Origin of the sequence: Pseudomonas sp. OTU750018, assembly GCF_011636575.1 — a bacterium.
GTDB classification, from domain to species: Bacteria; Pseudomonadota; Gammaproteobacteria; order Pseudomonadales; family Pseudomonadaceae; genus Aquipseudomonas; species Aquipseudomonas peli.
Window position 1 is genome coordinate 1,606,813 of sequence record NZ_JAAPAU010000001.1, and the last position, 17,323, is coordinate 1,624,135.

The following is a 17,323-nucleotide window of genomic DNA, read 5'->3' on the forward strand; positions in this document are numbered from 1 at the left end:
CATTGCACGGGTAAATCCACTGCGAGCTGCCGCCATGGCCTGCGCCGACCTCAACACGGAAGATGACCAGCACTGGAGCCTGGAAAGCCTTAACAAGGCTTATCAACAGGGCTACATGGCAGGGCTGACCGGGCAAACCAATACCCCACGCGCGCTCGCCGCCGATGTGCTGATCGCCGCCTGGGAAGCCGGCTGGGACGATGGCCACGAGCAATTCGAGCTGCACAAACGCTACAGCGCCTGATCCCTCGCTCTACCCAACCCTCATCTGCACACACCATTAACGCCCGCAGCACTTCAATCTGCGCGGCGGCGCATCGCCTTACCTTTGATCGGCACTCACTTAACAACAGCGCATTAATTCGATTTTTATTCGATATAAATCGATAAAAACTGATATATCGCCTTATATTTTGCTTTTAAAGCCGATTTTTATCGGATATAAATAGGCCATCCACTGCCGTGACTCGCCCGCGAGGCATGGCACAGTCGCCGGCCTCTGCTAGTGTCAGATGACCGCCCCAACTGCTCTTGAGGTGCCAAATCATGCCCCGTATCGTTACTGTCGCCGCCACCCAGATGGCCTGCTCCTGGGATACCGCTGCGAATCTCGCCAACGCCGAGCGCCTGGTGCGTCAGGCCGCCGGCAAGGGTGCGCAGATCATCCTGCTGCAAGAGCTGTTCGAGGCGCCGTACTTCTGCCAGAAGCCCAACCCGGACTACCTGCAGCTGGCCACCCCGGCCGAGAGCAACCCGGCGATCCTGCACTTCCAGAAAATCGCCAAGGAACTGCAGGTGGTCCTGCCGATCAGCTTCTATGAACTGGCCGGCCGAGCGCGCTTCAACAGCATCGCGATCATCGACGCCGACGGCAGCAACCTCGGGATTTATCGGAAAAGCCATATCCCGGACGGCCCGGGCTACCACGAGAAGTACTACTTCAACCCCGGCGACACCGGTTTCAAAGTGTGGAACACCCGCTACGCCAAGATCGGCGTGGGCATCTGCTGGGATCAGTGGTTCCCCGAGTGCGCGCGCAGCATGGCGCTGCTCGGTGCCGAGATTCTGTTCTACCCAACCGCCATCGGCAGCGAGCCGCATGACCCGAGCATCAGCTCGCGCGACCATTGGCAGCGCGTACAGCAGGGCCACGCCGGTGCTAACCTGATGCCGCTGATCGCCAGCAACCGCATCGGCCGTGAAGACCAGGGCGACTACCACATCAACTTCTATGGCTCGTCGTTTATTGCCGACCAGTTCGGCGCCAAGGTGCAGGAAGCCAACGAAACCAGCGAGGCGGTGCTGATGCACAGCTTCGATCTGGATCAGCTGGAGCATATCCGCAGCGCCTGGGGCAGCTTCCGTGACCGCCGCCCGAACCTCTACGGCCCGCTAAAAACCCTCGACGGCCATCTGGCCTCCGAGTAACAACGCCCCTGTAAGAACGTCCCTATAAGATGGGAGGCGACGCGCAGCGTTAATACCCATCCGTCCCCGCTCAATGTTTTGGTGAATTTATGACAACCCTGACGACTACCCCACGCGCCGACGGCTTCCGCATGCCCGCCGAGTGGGAAAGCCACAGCCAAACCTGGATGGTCTGGCCCGAGCGCCCGGACAACTGGCGCTTGGGCGGCAAGCCTGCGCAAGCCGCGTTCACCGCCGTGGCCAGGGCGATTGCCGAATTCGAGCCAGTGACCGTTGGCGTGTCCGCCGGACAGTATGAGAACGCCTGCGAGCGCCTCACCCACGCCAATATCCGCGTGGTGGAAATCACCACCGACGACGCCTGGGTGCGCGACACCGGGCCGACCTTCGTCACCAACAACAGCGGCGAAGTGCGCGGTGTGGACTGGGCGTTCAACGCCTGGGGCGGTCTGAATGGCGGCCTTTATGCCAACTGGGTACGTGACGATCAGGTAGCCCGCAAGATTCTGCAGATCGAAGGCTGCGCGCGTTATCGCACCGATGAGCTGATCCTCGAAGGTGGCTCAATCCATGTCGACGGCGAAGGCACCCTGATCACCACAGAGGAATGCCTGCTCAACCCGAACCGCAACCCGCACCTGAACCGTGAGCAGATCGAGCAGTACCTGGCCGATCACCTGGCCATCGACACGGTAATCTGGCTGCCGGACGGCCTGTTCAATGACGAAACCGACGGACACGTCGACAACTTCTGCTGTTACGTGCGCCCTGGTGAAGTGCTACTGGCCTGGACCGACGACGCAAACGACCCCAACTACCCGCGCTGCCAGGCCGCAATGCGCGTGCTGGAAAGCGTGCGGGACGCCAAGGGCCGTCAGCTGATCGTGCACAAGATGCCGATTCCCGGCCCGCTGTATGCCAGCGATGAAGAATGCGCCGGCGTCGATCTGGTGGCCGGCACCCAGGAGCGTGATCCGTCGATCCGCCTGGCGGGTTCCTACGTCAACTTCCTGATCGTCAACGGCGGCATCATCGCGCCCAAGTTCGACGACCCCAAGGATGCCGAGGCTGAAGCCATCCTGCGTCGCCTGTTCCCCGAGCATCGCGTGGTGATGGTGCCGGGCCGGGAGATTTTGCTGGGCGGCGGCAATATTCACTGCATCACCCAGCAGCAGCCGGGCCCGCAAATAGCTGGTTAAACATTCAAGGTAGGATGTAAAGTTTCGCCCTGCCAGTCCGATACAGTTCTGGTGAGCGCCAGTGGGCTGGCAGGGGAAAATGATGTTCAACAAGGCAATTAAACAAGCGCTCAGCAGCGCGCTGGCTAAACTGCGTGCCGCAGAAGCCAGGAAGATGGCCGTCGACCGTTCGACCGCCATGATTGAATTCAAACCTGACGGCACCATCGTCAGCGCCAACGAAAACCTGCTGGCCACAATGGGTTATCGACTTGAGGAAATCGTTGGTCAGCATCATTGCATCTTCTGTTTTCCCGACTACCAAGCGAGTGCCGAGTACCGGAAGTTCTGGCAGCGCCTGGCCGCGGGGGAGTTCATCCGCGAGCGTTTCCTCAGACGCCACAAGCAAGGCCAGGAAGTCTGGCTAGAGGCCAGTTACAACCCGATCAAGGGTCCTGATGGCAGTATTGAAGGCGTGCTCAAACTGGCTACCGACATTACCGCGCTGGTAGCCCGCGAGCAGGAACAGAACAGCATGGTTGAGGCCATTAGCCGCTCCATGGCCGTAATTGCCTTCAACCCCAAAGGCGAAGTGCTCGAAGCCAATGAAAACTTCGAGCAAACCATGGGTTATCGCCTGAATGAGATTCGCGGCAAACACCACCGCATGTTCTGCACCCGAGAGGAGGCGGACTCCGCCGAATACCGCCGCTTCTGGGAGCGCCTTAACAAAGGGGAGTTCTTCTCCGGTCGCTTCCAGCGCATCAATCGGCATGGCGACACCGTTTGGCTGAGCGCCACGTACAACCCAGTGTTTGACGCTAGCGGCAGGCTCTACAAAGTCGTCAAATTTGCCCGTGATGTCACCGGCCTGGTACGTCAGCAGCAGGCCGAGTCAGAAGCCGCCAAGCTGGCCTACGAGATCTCCCAGCAAACCGATGAAAGCGCCCGCCATGGTGCCAAGGTGATTCGTGAAACCGTTGATGTCGTGCGCGGCATCGCCGATGAACTGTCACGCGCCGCTGAAGGTATCACCGCTGTCAGCCAGCAATCGGAGATGATCAGCAGCATCGTTCAGGTGATCCGCGGGATTGCCGAGCAAACCAACCTCTTGGCGCTCAATGCGGCCATTGAGGCGGCGCGTGCCGGCGAGCAAGGCCGTGGCTTTGCCGTGGTGGCGGATGAAGTGCGCAACCTGGCCGCGCGCACCAGCCAGGCCACCGTGGAGATTGTCGAGGTCGTCAAGCGCAACCATGAACTGGCGCAGGTTTCGGTCGATAGCATGCAGGCAAGCCGCCACAAGGTTGATCAAGGGGTGAACCTGGTCAACCAGGCCGGTGATGTCATCGAAGAAATCCAGAGCGGCGCACGGCAAGTGGTGGATGCCGTCCGCCAGTTCGCCGACGCCCTGGAAGAGCACTGATTGCGGCGCGCGAGCCGCGCCGCTAGACCGCGGTGAGCAGCATGCCCGGCCGCCAGCGACCGGGCATGCCTCAGTCCTGCATGGCCTCGGTGAATTGCCCAATAGCATCCACCACGCGCTGCGCTTCGTCGCGGATCTCCAGCATCACCTCGCCTGCTTTGTTGGCAAGCAGCACACCCTGCTCAGCCTTCTGTTTACTGCCTTCCATCCCGCTCACAGCCTGCAAGGCCAGGTCATGGTTGAGGCGTACCACGTCATTGATCTCCACCGTGGCCTGGCTGGTGCGCGCGGCCAGGTTGCGCACTTCATCCGCCACCACAGCAAAGCCGCGGCCTTGTTCACCGGCTCGTGCCGCCTCGATGGCCGCATTGAGCGCCAATAGATTGGTTTGTTCGGCAATCCCGCGGATCACCTGAACGATGCTGCTGATGCGTTCTGACTGCGCGCTCAAGGCCTCGATATTGCCGGCTACCTTTGAAAGCTCATCGGCGATACCGCGCACCACCTGTACCGTCTCTTCCACGGTGGCAGCGCCCTTGATCGCGCTTTCATCGGTTTCCCGGGCGATATCAAACGCCAGTTGCGCGGCAGCGGATTCGGCCTCACGGTGCTCAATCTGATGGGTGATATCAGTGGCGAACTTGATCACCCCATACAGCCGACCACCCGCGTCATACAGTGGGTTGTACGTCGCCCGCAGCCACACCACGCGCCCGCCTTTGGCCACGCGCTTGAAGCGATCGGCAATAAACTCGCCCTGATTAAGCCGTTGCCAGAAGCGCCGGTACTCATCACTGGCTGCATCCTCATGGGTGCAGAACTGGCGATGATGCACGCCACGGATCTCCTCCAGGCGATAGCCCATGGTGCTGAGGAAGTTCTCATTGGCCTCCTGCACCTCACCAGCCAGGTTGAACTCGATCACGGCAGTGGAACGGTTGATCGCCTGCAGATAGCTGTCGTGCTGATGCTCAACGTGCATGCGCTCGGTGATATCTGCGGCCAGTTTAATCACCTTCACAACCTTACCCTGAGCATCCCGTACTGGCAGGTAGCTGGCTTCCAGCCAGACTTCACCGCCGCCCTTGGCAATGCGCATGTAGCGATCACTGAAGCTCTCACCGTCAGCCAGACGCTGCCAGAATTTTGCATAACCCGGACTGGCCAGCTGCGCTTGGCTGCAGAACATACGGTGGTGCTGACCGCGTACTTCTTCCAGGCGATAGCCCATGACGGCAAGAAACGGCGCGTTGGCATCGAGAATCTCGCCCTGGGCGGTGAACTCGATCATGGCGAAGGTTTGTCGGATGGCCCCGATTACCTGCTGGCTGGCCGCCAGCTGTAACTGGCACTGCTGTAATTCACTGTGACTCTTTGATCCGAACATTTAAGCGCCTCAAGCAGGGCAAAATTGCTCAGGGCAGATGATCAATAACTCATCCCTGATCAAACAGCGTATCGACACGCGGTGGATAACGTTTAGCTCAGATTCACTGCGCGCGCATGGCCAGCGCCGTACTTTCTGCATCCAGCGTTCGCAACGCCTGGTACTGGCTGACAAATACCTGCCCGCCAAAGCGTTGCAGAAACTCCGAACGCTGCAGTCGATCCATCACCGGCCCCTTCACTTCGGCCAGGTGCAGCTGCACGCCTGCGCTGTGCAGACGCTCGCTGATCGCTTCCAGGGTATCCAGCGCGCTGGCATCAATTTGATTAACCCCGGAACACATCAGCACCAGATGCCTCACGCTTGAGCGGTTGGCGATCAGCGCGCCGATACGCTCTTCCAGAAACCGCGCATTGGGGAAGTACAGGCTTTCATCGACGCGCAGCGACAGCACGCTGGGACTTTCCACGACCTGATAGCGCTCGACATTGCGAAAGTGCTCGCTGCCGGGCAGCTGGCCGACCACCGCCATATGCGGCCGGCTGGTACGCCAGAGAAATAACAGGAGCGACAGACTCACCCCGAGCAGAATGCCGGCCTCAACACCGTACAACAGCACGCCGACCAGCGTTGCCAGCTGCGCCATCCCTTCCTGCGGCGAGTAGCGCCAGGTGCGGCGCAGGCCGGATACATCAATCAGCCCCACTACCGCGACAATAATGCTCGCGGCCAATACGGCTTGCGGCAGGTGCTGCAGCAACGGCGCCAGCCCCAGAACCGCAGCCAGCATCAACCCCGCCGCAAACACACCCACCAACGGCGTGGCCACATTGCTTTGCAGCGCCAGCGCCGAGCGCGAAAAGCTCGCCGCGACCGGCATGCCGCCACTGCATGCGGCAGCGATGTTGGCGGCGCCCTGACCGAGCAGTTCCTGGTCAGGGTTGATCGACTGACGCTTGCGCATCGCCTGGCTCTGGGCAATGGACACCGACTCGACAAAGCCCACCAGGGCAATCAACACGGCCGCTGGCAGCAACTCGCGCAGCAAGCCCAGCTCCAAGTTCGGCAGCCCCAGTGGCGGTAGACCCGCGGCCACCGTGCCGACCACCCGCACGCCATAAACTTCCAGTTGTAGCGCCGCGCCCAGGGCCATCGCCAACAGCATCAGCAGCAACGCACTCAACTGCCTGATACGCAGCGCCAGCGCCTCAGGCACACCGAACATGCCCAGGTTACGCAGTAGTAACAGCAGCGCCAGGCTGCCCAGCCCCAACAACAGCGTCGGCAGGTGCAGCGCCGGCAACTGCGCATACAGCGCGGGCAACACCTGCAACAGGGTCAACCCGTCGGCGGAGATGCCCAATAAATGCTTGAACTGGCTGACTGCAATCAGCAACGCCGAACCGCTGACAAAACCGGAAATCACCGGATGGCTGAGAAAGTTGGCAACAAAGCCCATCCGCAACAGGCCCATCAGCAGCAGGAACATGCCGACCAGCAGGGTCAAGGTGGTGGCCGCCGCCAGATACGCCGCAGTACCAGCGGCAGCCACCGGGGCCAAGGCCGCCGCAGTCATCAGCGATAGCACCGCCACCGGGCCGAACGACAGTGCCACGCCGGGGCTGGCCCCGATCAGGGCATAGACAACCATCGGCAGAATGCTCGCGTACAACCCCGCCACCGCCGGCAACCCGGCCAGCTGCGCATAGGCCAACGCCTGTGGCACCAGCAGCAGACAGACCAAGCAGGCGGCGAGCAGATCGCGGCCAGCCTGATCGCGGTCGTAACGACGCAAGGTAGTCAGCAGCGTCCACCTAGAGAACATTCAGCGGCACCTTGAGGTAACGCACACCATTGTCTTCGGCGGGCGGCAGATGGCCGGCGCGCATATTCACCTGCACCGAGGGCAGCATCAGCGCCGGCATGCCCAGGCTGGCATCGCGGGCCTGACGCATGGCGACAAAGGCCTCCTCGTCGACGCCCTGGTGTACATGCACGTTATGCACGCGCTGCTCGGCCACGGTGGTCTGGTAGCGATGCTGCTCACGCCCCGGCGCCAGGTAGTCGTGGCACATAAACAGTTGTGTGCTGCCTGGCAGGGCAAACAGCCGACTAATCGAACGGTACAACGCCCGTGCATCGCCACCCGGAAAGTCGCAGCGCGCGGTGCCGTAATCCGGCATAAACAGGGTGTCGCCGACAAACGCTGCATCGCCGATCAGGTAAGTCATGCAGGCTGGAGTATGCCCAGGGGTATGCAGGGCACGGGCATTTAGCGAACCGAGCTGAAACACCTGCTCATCGCGGAACAACTGATCGAACTGGCGGCCATCAACGGCGAACTCGCTGCCGGCATTGAACAACTTGCCGAAGGTGTTCTGCACCACACGGATCTGCTCACCGATTGCCAATTGCCCACCCAAAGCAGCCTTGAGATAGGGCGCGGCGGACAGGTGGTCGGCATGCACATGGGTTTCCAGCAACCATTGCACGCTCAGGCCCTGCTCGCGCACGTAGGCGATCAAGCGGTCAGCACTGGTGGTGGCGGTTCGCCCGGCCGCCGCGTCGTAATCCAGCACCGAGTCGATGATTGCGCACTGCGCAGTGGCTGGATCGCTGACGACATAACTGTAGGTCGAGGTGACAGGGTCGAAAAAAGCCTGAATGAGCGGGGACATGGCAGCTCCAACCGACCGGCGGCGAAACCGGTCGGTATTGCAGTGGGTTAACTCTTGGTCTTGCAGGTGCTGATACCCAGCAACGGGTACAGCGGGCAGAAGCGAAACAGACCGGTTGCCAGCGGCACGATGCCGATCAGCCCCCAGAGGCCAATCACGCCGCTCAGGCTCAAGCCCAACAGAATCAGACCTGCGGCAATGCGCAGGCTACGGTCGAGGGTGCCAACATTTGCTTTCATAGTGATCTCCCGATCATCAATTACCCGCGCTGGCGTTCCAGCGCAGCAAACACAACCATTCCCACCAGCATGGCCGCCACGAACAGCAGCACCTGCCAGCGCCCGGTGAGCAGAATCGCCACGGCCGGGCCTGGGCAAATGCCAGCAATCCCCCAGCCGATACCGAATAACAGGCTGCCGCCGATCAACCGCCGATCCAGCTCACGTTTGCCCGGCAACTGCATCGGCGCACCGAGCAGACTGCTGCGCTGCGCGCGCGCCCAACTGAACGGCAGAAATGCCACGCCAATCGCCGCCACCATCACAAGGGCCAGCGATGGATCCCAGGCACCGGCCAGATCGAGAAACGCCAGCACCTTGGCCGGGTTGGCCATGCCTGCGCTCAGCAGGCCGATGCCAAAGGTCACACCGGCAAGAAAGGCCAACAGTTTGCGCATGTTCAAGCCCCCAGCAGATGACGCAAGACAAACACCGTGGCGAAACCGGCGGCCATAAAACTCAAGGTGGCAGCCAGGGAACGCGGTGACAGCCGCGATAGACCACAGACGCCATGGCCGCTGGTGCAACCTGCGCCATAACGGGTGCCGACACCGACCAGCAGACCGGCGACCGTCAGCGCCAGCCAGCCGCTGTCGATCTGAATTTCAGGCAGACGGCTAAACAGCTGCCAGAGCAGCGGCGCGATAAGCACGCCCAGCAGAAATAGGCCCTTCTCGCCCCCCCCTTCACCGCGCTCGAGTAAACTGCCGAGCAGGCCGCTGATGCCGGCCACCCGGCCATTCATTACGGCAAACAAGCTGGCGGCCAGGCCGATCAATGCGCCACCCGCCAGGGCGCTCCAGGGTGTGAAGTTGTACCAATCGATACTCATTGCTCACCTGCGCAGAACAGCTGATACAGGGTGTTGATCACCGCCAGCGCCGCCGGGCTGCTGATGCAGTAATAGATCTGCTTACCCTCACGACGCGTCGCCACCAGCCCTTCACGGCGCAACACCGCCAGCTGCTGCGACAACGTCGGCTGTTGAATACCCAGCAGCGTTTCCAGCTCGCTGACATTGCGTTCGCCCTGGGAGAGCTGACACAGCAACAACAGGCGATCCGGATTGCCCAGAGCCTTGAGCAACTGCCCCGCCGCATCGGCATTGGCGCGTAGTTGCTGAATATCGAGTGGCGGATGTTCAGATGTCATGGCAAGCATCTCAATTAAGATAAAAACAATCTATTCTTTTATATATTGAATGGCAAGCACCGTCCGGCCTCCATACAGCGGTCAATCGCAGGCGATAAAAAACCCGGAACGGAGTCCGGGTTTTTTGTTCAGTGCAGGCAGGGCTGGATGCAACAACTCAGCCTACAGCCACCGCAATCAGAGCAATGGCAGGGTGTAGCTGACGATCAGACGGTTTTCGTCGATGTCGTTCGCGAAGTTGGAACGCACGGTGGCGTTACGCAGGCGTACGCCCAGGTTCTTCAGTGCGCCTTCCTGGAACACGTACATCAGCTCGCTGTTGCGTTCCCATTCCTTACCTTCGGAACGGTTGGCGCCCAGCTCAACGTTGTCACCGGTCAGGTAACGGGTCATGAAGGTCAGACCCGGAATGCCGATGCTGGCGAAGTTGAAGTCATAACGCGCCTGCCAGGATTTTTCGTCCTTATTGGCAAAGTCACCGATCTGCACATAGTTGACCAGGAACGGGTCGGTGCCGTTGATGTAGGCAAAACCGGTGTCGCCGCTCATCTTCTGGTAGCCCAGACCGAAGCTGTGGCCTTCAATGCCGTAGGTAACCATAGCGCCCAGGGCTTTGTTATCGATGTTGCTGCGGCCGCCGTCAGTGGAGCGGGCATAACGCAGATCGGTCTTCAGGCTCTGCTTGTCCGCCAGTGGCAGTACATGCACCAGGCTGAACGAGTTCTGCTTGTACATGTCCTCCAGTTTGGAGTGGTAGTAGCCGGCAGTCAGATCCTTGGTGATCTTGTAGTTACCGCCGAAGAAGCTGAACGAGTCAGTGGTAGCGCCGCCGGTAGTAGTGATGCCGCGACGGCCACCGGTAGTCAGGGCGATATCTTCATAGTCATTGGAGTTACGGCCGTTGACTTCACGCACATGACCCATGTCCAGGGTCAGACCATCGATTTCCTGGGAGACCAGATGGCCGGCCTGGAAAACCTGCGGCAGCAAACGGCTGTCGCTGGAGGCAATGGCCTGGTTTTTGAACTGCATACCGCCGACACGCAGGGTGCTTTTAGAAATCTTGGCTTTGGCTGCAACGGCCAGACCGGAGTAATTGTCCTGCGAACCGCCGGACGAACGATCCGGAACCAGCAGACCGCTACCAGCGGTACCGTCACCGGAATCCAGCTTGAAGCCGAACATGCCGATGGCGTCAGCACCAAAACCTACGGTGCCTTCGGTAAAGCCCGACTCAGCGCGCAGGATAAAGCCCTGCGCCCACTCTTCTTGCTTGTGCTGAGCAGCGCCTTCCTGACGGAAATCACGGTTGAAGTAGAAGTTACGCGCTTCGACGGTAGCTTTGCTGTCGCCAATAAAATCGGCAAATGCCACTTGGCTCAGGGACAAGCCCAGGGTGCTGGCCGCGACGGCCAGGGCCAGGGAGGTCTTTCTCATTATGTTTTCTCCAGTTGTGTGTGGGTTGCACATCGGTGCGGGTACTGTCTTCACGGATGAAGCGGCAGGCGCGCACCGAATTCGGGGGTTATTGCAAAGCCAGGCTCCGGAGAGGCGAACGGGTGCCGCAGCCAGATCGGCCGTGCAATAAGCGAGATCAGGTGAGCGCGTGAGAACAGTCAGCGCGAGCTGGGCAATGAGGGCATGGCAGCGGACAGGTCAGCATCATGGCGCAGGTCTCTTCATTTTTATTGTCGGCCCATCAACCAGGCCGTTATGTAGAGAGCCCTACGCAGATACTGTGCCAGCCGCCAAAAACAGCTCGCCGACACGTCTATTACAAGGTTTTACAGGCTTTCCGGGGGAGTACCGAAGCCTGACCGAAGCAGCGATAAGCGGATTTTTGCCGATAGCAAAACATGAAGAGGCGGTTTATCGCCAGCACGCAGACCGTCATGCCTCGGCGCGTGATCAGTCCACCACCACCTGATTCTTGCCCTGGCGTTTAGCCCGGTACATCGCGGCATCCGCCCGGGCATACAAGGCATCCAGGCTTGCATCCTCGGGGCGCAGGCTGGTGAGGCCCTGGCTCAGGGTGATGCCGAACGTTGTCCCGGCATGGCTGAAGCTCAGCCGCCGTGTATCGCGCTGTAACCGCTCGGCAATCTGCTCGGCCAAGGCCGGCTCGCAGCGCGGAAACAACGCGGCAAACTCCTCCCCACCGATGCGCCCAAACAGATCACCACGGCGCAGAGTGGTCGCCCCGCAGTAGGCCAGACGCTGCAGCACCTGATCACCCATCTGGTGGCCATAGCGGTCATTGATCTGCTTGAAGTCATCCAGGTCGAGCAGCAGAAAAGCCAGTGGACTGTTGTATTCACGGGCCTGCTCGAACTCGCGCTGAGCACACTCGAAGAAGTGCCGACGGTTACTGCTCTGGGTCAGCACATCGGTGGTGGCCAGGCGATGCAGCTCACCTTCCAGCTGTTTCTTCTCAGTGATGTCTTCGGCAATGCCAACAATGATATGCGGCTTACCCGGCGAGCTTTCACGGCTGACAAAGCACTTATCACTCAGCCAGCGGACCTGACCATCGCCACGGATGATGCGGTACTCGCGCGCTTCGACGGCGCCGGTTTCCAGCACTTGGGCAAAGCTTTCGGTGGCGTATTCCAGATCATCGGGGTAGATGTTGTTGCGCCACTCGTCGTAGCCGGCCAGCAACAGCTCGGTGGAGCGCCCGAAGACGCGCTCATAGGCGGGGCTGACGTAGACCACCCGCTGGGCATTCCAGTCAAATGCCCAGAGCACCGCGTTCACACTGCCAAGTAGGGTGCTGAACAGCTGCTCGCGTTCCTGTAGCCGCGCCACCTCGGCACGCGTGTGCAACAACGCCAGTGTCAGCTCTTCCTGCTCCAGCTGCTGTCTGTTGACTTCATCCATAAACACCACCGCCGCTCTCAGATAACGGGGATATGACAGCAGCATACGCCAGAAGTTAAAAAGCCCGCCAATAGGCGGGCTTCGTGGGCGTAAAAGACCGTCAGGCCGTCGCCGGACGCAGCGAGTAGGTCTTCAGTTGTTCGGCGAATTCACGCAGCGACTGAATGCCGCTGGCTTCGGCCTCAGTGACCCACTGCTTGATGGCTTCAAGCATGTCATGACCATTGGCGCTGGTTTTCACCCAGATTTGCTGCAGGGCCAGGCGCTTCTCGTAGATCACCTTGAGTGCCTGGCTCTGCTCCAGCATGCGCTGGATGCGCGCCTGGTGACCTTCGTCCAGCAGGCTCGGCTCACGCGAGAGCAAACGCTTGGCGCGGTGGAAGTGGTGACGAACCGAAGCATCGGCCTTGGCCAGTTCCTGCTGCACCAGCGGTGCGATCACCAGCTTGCGGTACTGCGCCATGATCTGGAAGCGGTTGTTGAGGATGGCCATTGCAGTGTCCATGTCCAGGCTGCGCTTGCCTTCTACCCGATGGGCAATCGGCGCAACGCGCTGCACCTGGGCCAAACCAAGCAGACTGAACAGCTTGATCCAGAACCAGCCCATGTCGAACTCCCACTTCTTCACCGACAGCTTGGCGCTGTTTGGATAAGTGTGGTGATTGTTATGCAGCTCTTCACCGCCAATCAGAATGCCCCACGGCACCAGGTTGGTCGCCGCATCGCGGCACTCGAAGTTGCGGTAGCCAACGGCATGACCAAGACCATTGATCACACCCGCCGCCCAGACCGGAATCCACATCATCTGAATAGCCCAGATGGTGATACCGGCAGCACCAAACAGCGCCAGGTCGATGGCCCCCATCAATGCCACGCCGCCAACCGGGAAGCGTGAATAGAGGTTACGTTCGATCCAGTCTTCGGGACAGTTTTTGCCGTAGATGCGCAGGGTTTCCAGGTTCTTCGCCTCTTCGCGGTACAGCTCGGCACCGGTACGCAACACCGTGCCCAGGCCCTTGATCACCGGACTGTGCGGATCATCCACGGTTTCGCATTTGGCATGGTGTTTACGGTGGATTGCCGTCCACTCGCGGGTATTTTGTGCCGTGGTCAGCCACAACCAGAAACGGAAGAAGTGCTTCAGCGCCGGGTGCAATTCAAGCGCGCGGTGCGCCGAGTAGCGATGCAGGTAAACCGTGACACTGACGATGGTCACGTGCGTCATCAGCAGAGTGACTGCGATCAGCTGCCAGACCGACAGATCGAGAAAACCGTTGTACCACATGGATCACGTGCCTCATGAAAAAGGAAAGACATGCCTGCTTTTTAGCGCACATCTGTACACATTATCCCTGACCCGGATCAGAAAACCAGTTGGTCTTTTGCATAAGAATGCCGCGCCCTATCTACATCTATAATGCCGGCCTTACGCAAAGGACTGACTTTTACCCCATGAATATCCCGCAAAGCCCTTGGCGCTTGACGCTCACCTATGCCTTGGCCGCTGGCCTTTGGGTGTTTTTCAGTGACCACTTGCTGGCCACTCTGGGCATGCCGTTGGCGCAACTGGAACGCGCACAACTGCTCAAGGGGCTGGGCTTTGTGCTGCTGACTGCTGGTTTGCTGTACGCCGTTCTGCGTACCCATCGTCAACAACACAACCAGGTCAACCTCGCGCTGAGCAGCAGTAAGCAGCGCTTGCATCAGGCATTAGAGGCGGCCAAGGACGGTATGTGGGACTGGGACCTGCAAACCCAGAAGCTGTATTTCTCCCCCGGCTACTCGGCCCTCCTGGGCGTTGCCCCTGAAGCACTGGGCGATGACCCCGACCTCTGGCGGCAGCGACTACACCCCGATGACCGCGTGCTCTTCGACCGTAACCTGGAACAGCGCCTGGCCGCCTGCAACCCTGCGCCCTATGAAGTCAACTATCGCCTGCTGCACCAGGACGGCAGCTACCGCTGGATTCAGTCACGCGGACGCCTGTTGCTCGACGAGCATGGCCAGGCCGAACGCCTGATCGGTACCGCCAGCGACATTACCCAGCGCCGCTACGACGAAGACAGCCTGCGCCAGGCCGCTGCGGTCTTCGATGCTACCCAAGAAGGCGTACTGGTCACCGATGTGCAGCAAAACATCGTGCACTGCAACCCGGCTTTTACCCGTATCACCGGTTACAGCCAGGATGAAATCCTCGGCCAGTCACCGGCCATTCTGAAATCCGGGCGGCATGACCAGGCCTTTTACGACAGCCTATGGCATGCCTTGGAAAACCGCGGGGCGTGGAGCGGCGAAATTTGGAATCGGCGCAAAAGCGGCGAAATCTACCCGCAGTGGCAATGCATCCGCGTGATTCACGACGAGCAGGGCGAGATCAGCCATTACGTCGCAGTGTTCTCCGATATCAGCGCGTTGAAACGCTCACAACGCGAATTGGATTACCTGGCGCATCACGACCCATTGAGCAACCTGCCCAACCGCCTGCTGTTCACCGAGCGTGTCGAGCGCGCCCTGGAGCGCGCCACGCATGATGAGCAGCGTGGCGCGGTACTGCTGATTGACCTCGACCATTTCAAACACATCAACGAAAGCCTCGGCCACACCATCGGTGACATGCTACTCAAAGAGGTGGGCGAGCGCCTCGGCCAGCAGCTCGGCAAGCGTATGACGCTCGCCCGCCTGGGCGGCGACGAGTTCGGCCTACTCGATGAGAGCTGCAGCAGCGCCGAGCAGGCCGCCGTGGTCGCCCAGCGCTTGCAGGCGTGCCTGACCCGGGCCTTCCGAATCAATCAACAGGAGCTGTTCGTCACCGCCAGCATCGGTATCAGCCTCTACCCTGCAGAGGCCACTGATGTCGGCCAGGTGTTGCGCAATGCCGACTCAGCGCTGTTCAAAGCCAAAAGTAACGGCCGTGAAAGCTACGCCTTTTACAGTCAGGAGCTGACTGAACACGCCCGCCAGCGCGTCGAACTGGCCAGCGCCCTGCGTCATGCCCTGGATCATCAGGAGCTGCGCGTCTACTACCAACCGCTGATCTGCCTGCACAGCCAGGAAATGATCGGCGTTGAAGCCCTGGTGCGCTGGCAGCACCCGCAACGCGGGCTGGTGCCGCCCGGCGAATTTATCCCGATTGCCGAAGAAACCGGGCTGATCGGCGCCATCGACGCCTGGGTACTGGAGCAGAGTTGTCGGCAGATGGTCGCCTGGCAGATCGCGGGGTATTCGCTGCGCTTTGTTTCCGTGAATGCCTCCAGTCGCCTGTTCAGCCGGGGTGGGCTGGACCGACGAGTGGCAGAGGTACTGCGTGATACCGGCCTGGCCCCGGCATACCTGGAGCTGGAAGTGACCGAAAGCGCGGTGATGGAAGACCCCGACGCCGCGCTGGCCTTGCTTGAGCGCCTGCGCGCACTCGGTATCCGCCTGGCGATTGATGACTTCGGCACGGGCTACAGCTCGCTGGCACGCCTCAAGCGCCTACCCGTGCACAAACTTAAACTGGATCAGAGCTTTGTCAGTGGCTTACCACATGATCAGGACGACGTGGCCATCACGCGAGCCGTCATCGCGTTAGGTCATAGCCTGGGCCTCAAGGTACTGGCCGAAGGCATTGAGCAGCTCGAACAGGTCGAATTGCTCCAACAACTCGGCTGCGACCATGCCCAGGGCTACTATTTCGGTCGCCCGCAACCGGCAGAACACTTGATCGCACACCTGGCGCGCAGCGCCACAACCACGAGCTAAGGCAGCACGCATGCGCGTCATGATTCTGGAAGATGACAGCTGGATCGCCGATCTGCTCAAGCAGATCGTCCTCAGCCTGCGCCCTACCAGCCACGTGGTATGCCTCGACAGCGTCAGCGCGGCCCTGCGCGAATGGCAGCAGCGCCCCGCTGAGCTGGTCATTTGTGATTGGAATCTGCCGGACGGCCCCGGCACCCGCTTGCTTGAGCAGGTGCGCCGCGACAACAGCAGCACGCCGCTGGTAGTGATCACCGGCCGTTCCGACCGCGCCAGCGTACTGGCCGTGCGTGCTTTGAAAATCAGCGCTTTTATCAGCAAGCCCTTTCAGGCCGCGCATGTCGCCGCCAGCCTGGCCGTCTTGCTGCCCTCGACAGGCGATGAGTTACACCACCCGAGCACCGCACACCAGGACCTGCTCAGCCACCTGGCCAACGTGCCCAGTCATGAGCTGCAGTTACCGCTCAAGTCACATGTTCGCGATCATCTGCTGCAACGCTTCAAGGGTGAATCTGTCGACTTACGCCAGTTGGCCAGCGAATGGCAGCACGACCCCGCACTCACCGCACGCCTGCTCGCCGTGGCCAATAGCAGCGCCTATAACCTGGCGGGCAAACCCTGCATCAGCCTGCTCGACGCGTTGCAGAAGCTGGGCGCAGACAACAGCCTGAACCTGGCGCTGGGCCTGGCATTACGCCAATGCAGCGTGCTGGATAACGCCCTGCTGCGCCTGTTTGCCCAGGCCCACCTGGACAGCACCGAGTTACTGATTGAGCGCAGCACTCAGCTCGCCCGCCAATGCGCCCTGGACCCAGCGCCGTTCCACACCGCGGCCCTGCTGCACCGCATGGGCGAGTTGTGTGTGCTGTACCTGGCGCAGGTCTGGCAGGACAGCGGGCAGTGTTTCAGTGAAGGCCGTGTGTTACAGGCCCTGGACCAATTCAGCGGCCCGTTTGCCATCAGTATCAAGGCACAATGGCACGTGCCATTGCAGCTGCGCGAGCTGATCGGCGCGTGCTACAACCTGCCTGCCCACAACCTCAAACGCGAGAACATCCTCATGCGCCTGGCCGCCTGTGAACTCAACAGTGCACCTGATGACCCCGAGTTGGCCCGCCTAAGTCGGCTGGCGGGGCTGATCTGAATGGCACTCTGCCTGGCTAGACGCATGACGGAGTTGA

15 protein-coding genes and 3 pseudogenes are annotated in these 17,323 nt (G+C 60.5%); 7 read left to right on the top strand and 11 right to left on the bottom strand.

Going from position 1 to position 17,323, the window contains the following annotated elements; translation table 11 throughout:
• Positions 1–34: 34 nt before the first annotated feature.
• The 5 genes and pseudogenes from rmf to HCI85_RS21230 form a co-directional block, all read left to right on the top strand.
• Complete coding sequence (gene rmf / locus HCI85_RS07540; protein ID WP_160085920.1) at positions 35–244, top strand: ribosome modulation factor; 210 nt, start codon at positions 35–37, stop codon at positions 242–244.
• Positions 245–546: 302 nt separating this feature from the next.
• Positions 547–1,428 (top strand): N-carbamoylputrescine amidase, encoded by an 882-nt coding sequence (gene aguB, locus HCI85_RS07545; protein WP_167143683.1) that lies wholly within the window; start codon positions 547–549, stop codon positions 1,426–1,428.
• 89 nt (positions 1,429–1,517) lie between these two features.
• Positions 1,518–2,627 (top strand): agmatine deiminase, encoded by a 1,110-nt coding sequence (gene aguA, locus HCI85_RS07550; RefSeq protein ID WP_167143686.1) that lies wholly within the window; start codon positions 1,518–1,520, stop codon positions 2,625–2,627.
• Between the two features lie 154 nt (positions 2,628–2,781).
• A pseudogene (locus tag HCI85_RS21225) lies at positions 2,782–3,486 on the top strand (PAS domain-containing protein); the annotation flags it as partial.
• Positions 3,487–3,585: 99 nt separating this feature from the next.
• Positions 3,586–4,029 (top strand): annotated as a pseudogene (locus tag HCI85_RS21230) (methyl-accepting chemotaxis protein); the annotation flags it as partial.
• A 70-nt stretch (positions 4,030–4,099) separates the two neighbouring features.
• On the opposite strand, the gene HCI85_RS21235 reads toward HCI85_RS21230, so the two are convergent.
• The 11 genes and pseudogenes from HCI85_RS21235 to desA form a co-directional block, all read right to left on the bottom strand.
• Positions 4,100–4,552 (bottom strand): methyl-accepting chemotaxis protein, encoded by a 453-nt coding sequence (locus tag HCI85_RS21235; protein WP_446730779.1) that lies wholly within the window; start codon positions 4,550–4,552, stop codon positions 4,100–4,102.
• 90 nt (positions 4,553–4,642) lie between these two features.
• Positions 4,643–5,416: pseudogene (locus tag HCI85_RS21240) on the bottom strand (PAS domain-containing protein); the annotation flags it as partial.
• A gap of 103 nt (positions 5,417–5,519) precedes the next feature.
• Positions 5,520–7,241 carry a SulP family inorganic anion transporter gene (locus HCI85_RS07565; RefSeq protein ID WP_167143695.1) on the bottom strand — a complete coding sequence of 574 codons (1,722 nt, stop codon included), beginning with the start codon at positions 7,239–7,241 and terminating at the stop codon, positions 5,520–5,522.
• A complete protein-coding gene (locus HCI85_RS07570; protein WP_167143698.1) occupies positions 7,231–8,094 on the bottom strand; it encodes an MBL fold metallo-hydrolase in 864 nt (287 codons plus the stop codon). The genes HCI85_RS07565 and HCI85_RS07570 overlap by 11 nt, the downstream gene beginning before the upstream one ends.
• A 47-nt stretch (positions 8,095–8,141) precedes the next feature.
• On the bottom strand, positions 8,142–8,333 hold the full coding sequence (locus HCI85_RS07575; protein WP_167143701.1) for a YgaP family membrane protein: 192 nt from the start codon (positions 8,331–8,333) through the stop codon (positions 8,142–8,144).
• Between the two features lie 20 nt (positions 8,334–8,353).
• On the bottom strand, positions 8,354–8,770 hold the full coding sequence (locus HCI85_RS07580; protein WP_167143704.1) for a DUF6691 family protein: 417 nt from the start codon (positions 8,768–8,770) through the stop codon (positions 8,354–8,356).
• Between the two features lie 2 nt (positions 8,771–8,772).
• On the bottom strand, positions 8,773–9,204 hold the full coding sequence (locus HCI85_RS07585) for a YeeE/YedE family protein (RefSeq protein WP_167143707.1): 432 nt from the start codon (positions 9,202–9,204) through the stop codon (positions 8,773–8,775).
• The gene (locus tag HCI85_RS07590) at positions 9,201–9,524 is read right to left on the bottom strand and encodes an ArsR/SmtB family transcription factor (RefSeq protein ID WP_167143710.1); all 324 of its coding nucleotides are present in this window, start codon (positions 9,522–9,524) and stop codon (positions 9,201–9,203) included. The genes HCI85_RS07585 and HCI85_RS07590 overlap by 4 nt, the downstream gene beginning before the upstream one ends.
• Before the next feature lie 177 nt (positions 9,525–9,701).
• Complete coding sequence (locus HCI85_RS07595) at positions 9,702–10,961, bottom strand: OprD family porin (RefSeq protein WP_167143713.1); 1,260 nt, start codon at positions 10,959–10,961, stop codon at positions 9,702–9,704.
• A 471-nt stretch (positions 10,962–11,432) separates the two neighbouring features.
• The gene (locus HCI85_RS07600) at positions 11,433–12,404 is read right to left on the bottom strand and encodes a GGDEF domain-containing protein (RefSeq protein ID WP_167143715.1); all 972 of its coding nucleotides are present in this window, start codon (positions 12,402–12,404) and stop codon (positions 11,433–11,435) included.
• A gap of 100 nt (positions 12,405–12,504) precedes the next feature.
• Entirely contained in the window at positions 12,505–13,689 is a 1,185-nt protein-coding gene (gene desA, locus HCI85_RS07605; RefSeq protein WP_090250462.1) for a delta-9 fatty acid desaturase DesA, read from the bottom strand.
• A 167-nt stretch (positions 13,690–13,856) separates the two neighbouring features.
• Here desA and dibA point away from each other — a divergent pair, with 167 nt between their 5' ends.
• Entirely contained in the window at positions 13,857–16,145 is a 2,289-nt protein-coding gene (gene dibA, locus HCI85_RS07610; protein ID WP_167143718.1) for a phosphodiesterase DibA, read from the top strand.
• Between the two features lie 10 nt (positions 16,146–16,155).
• Entirely contained in the window at positions 16,156–17,286 is a 1,131-nt protein-coding gene (locus HCI85_RS07615) for an HDOD domain-containing protein (protein WP_167143721.1), read from the top strand.
• The last annotated feature ends 37 nt before the right edge of the window (positions 17,287–17,323 follow it).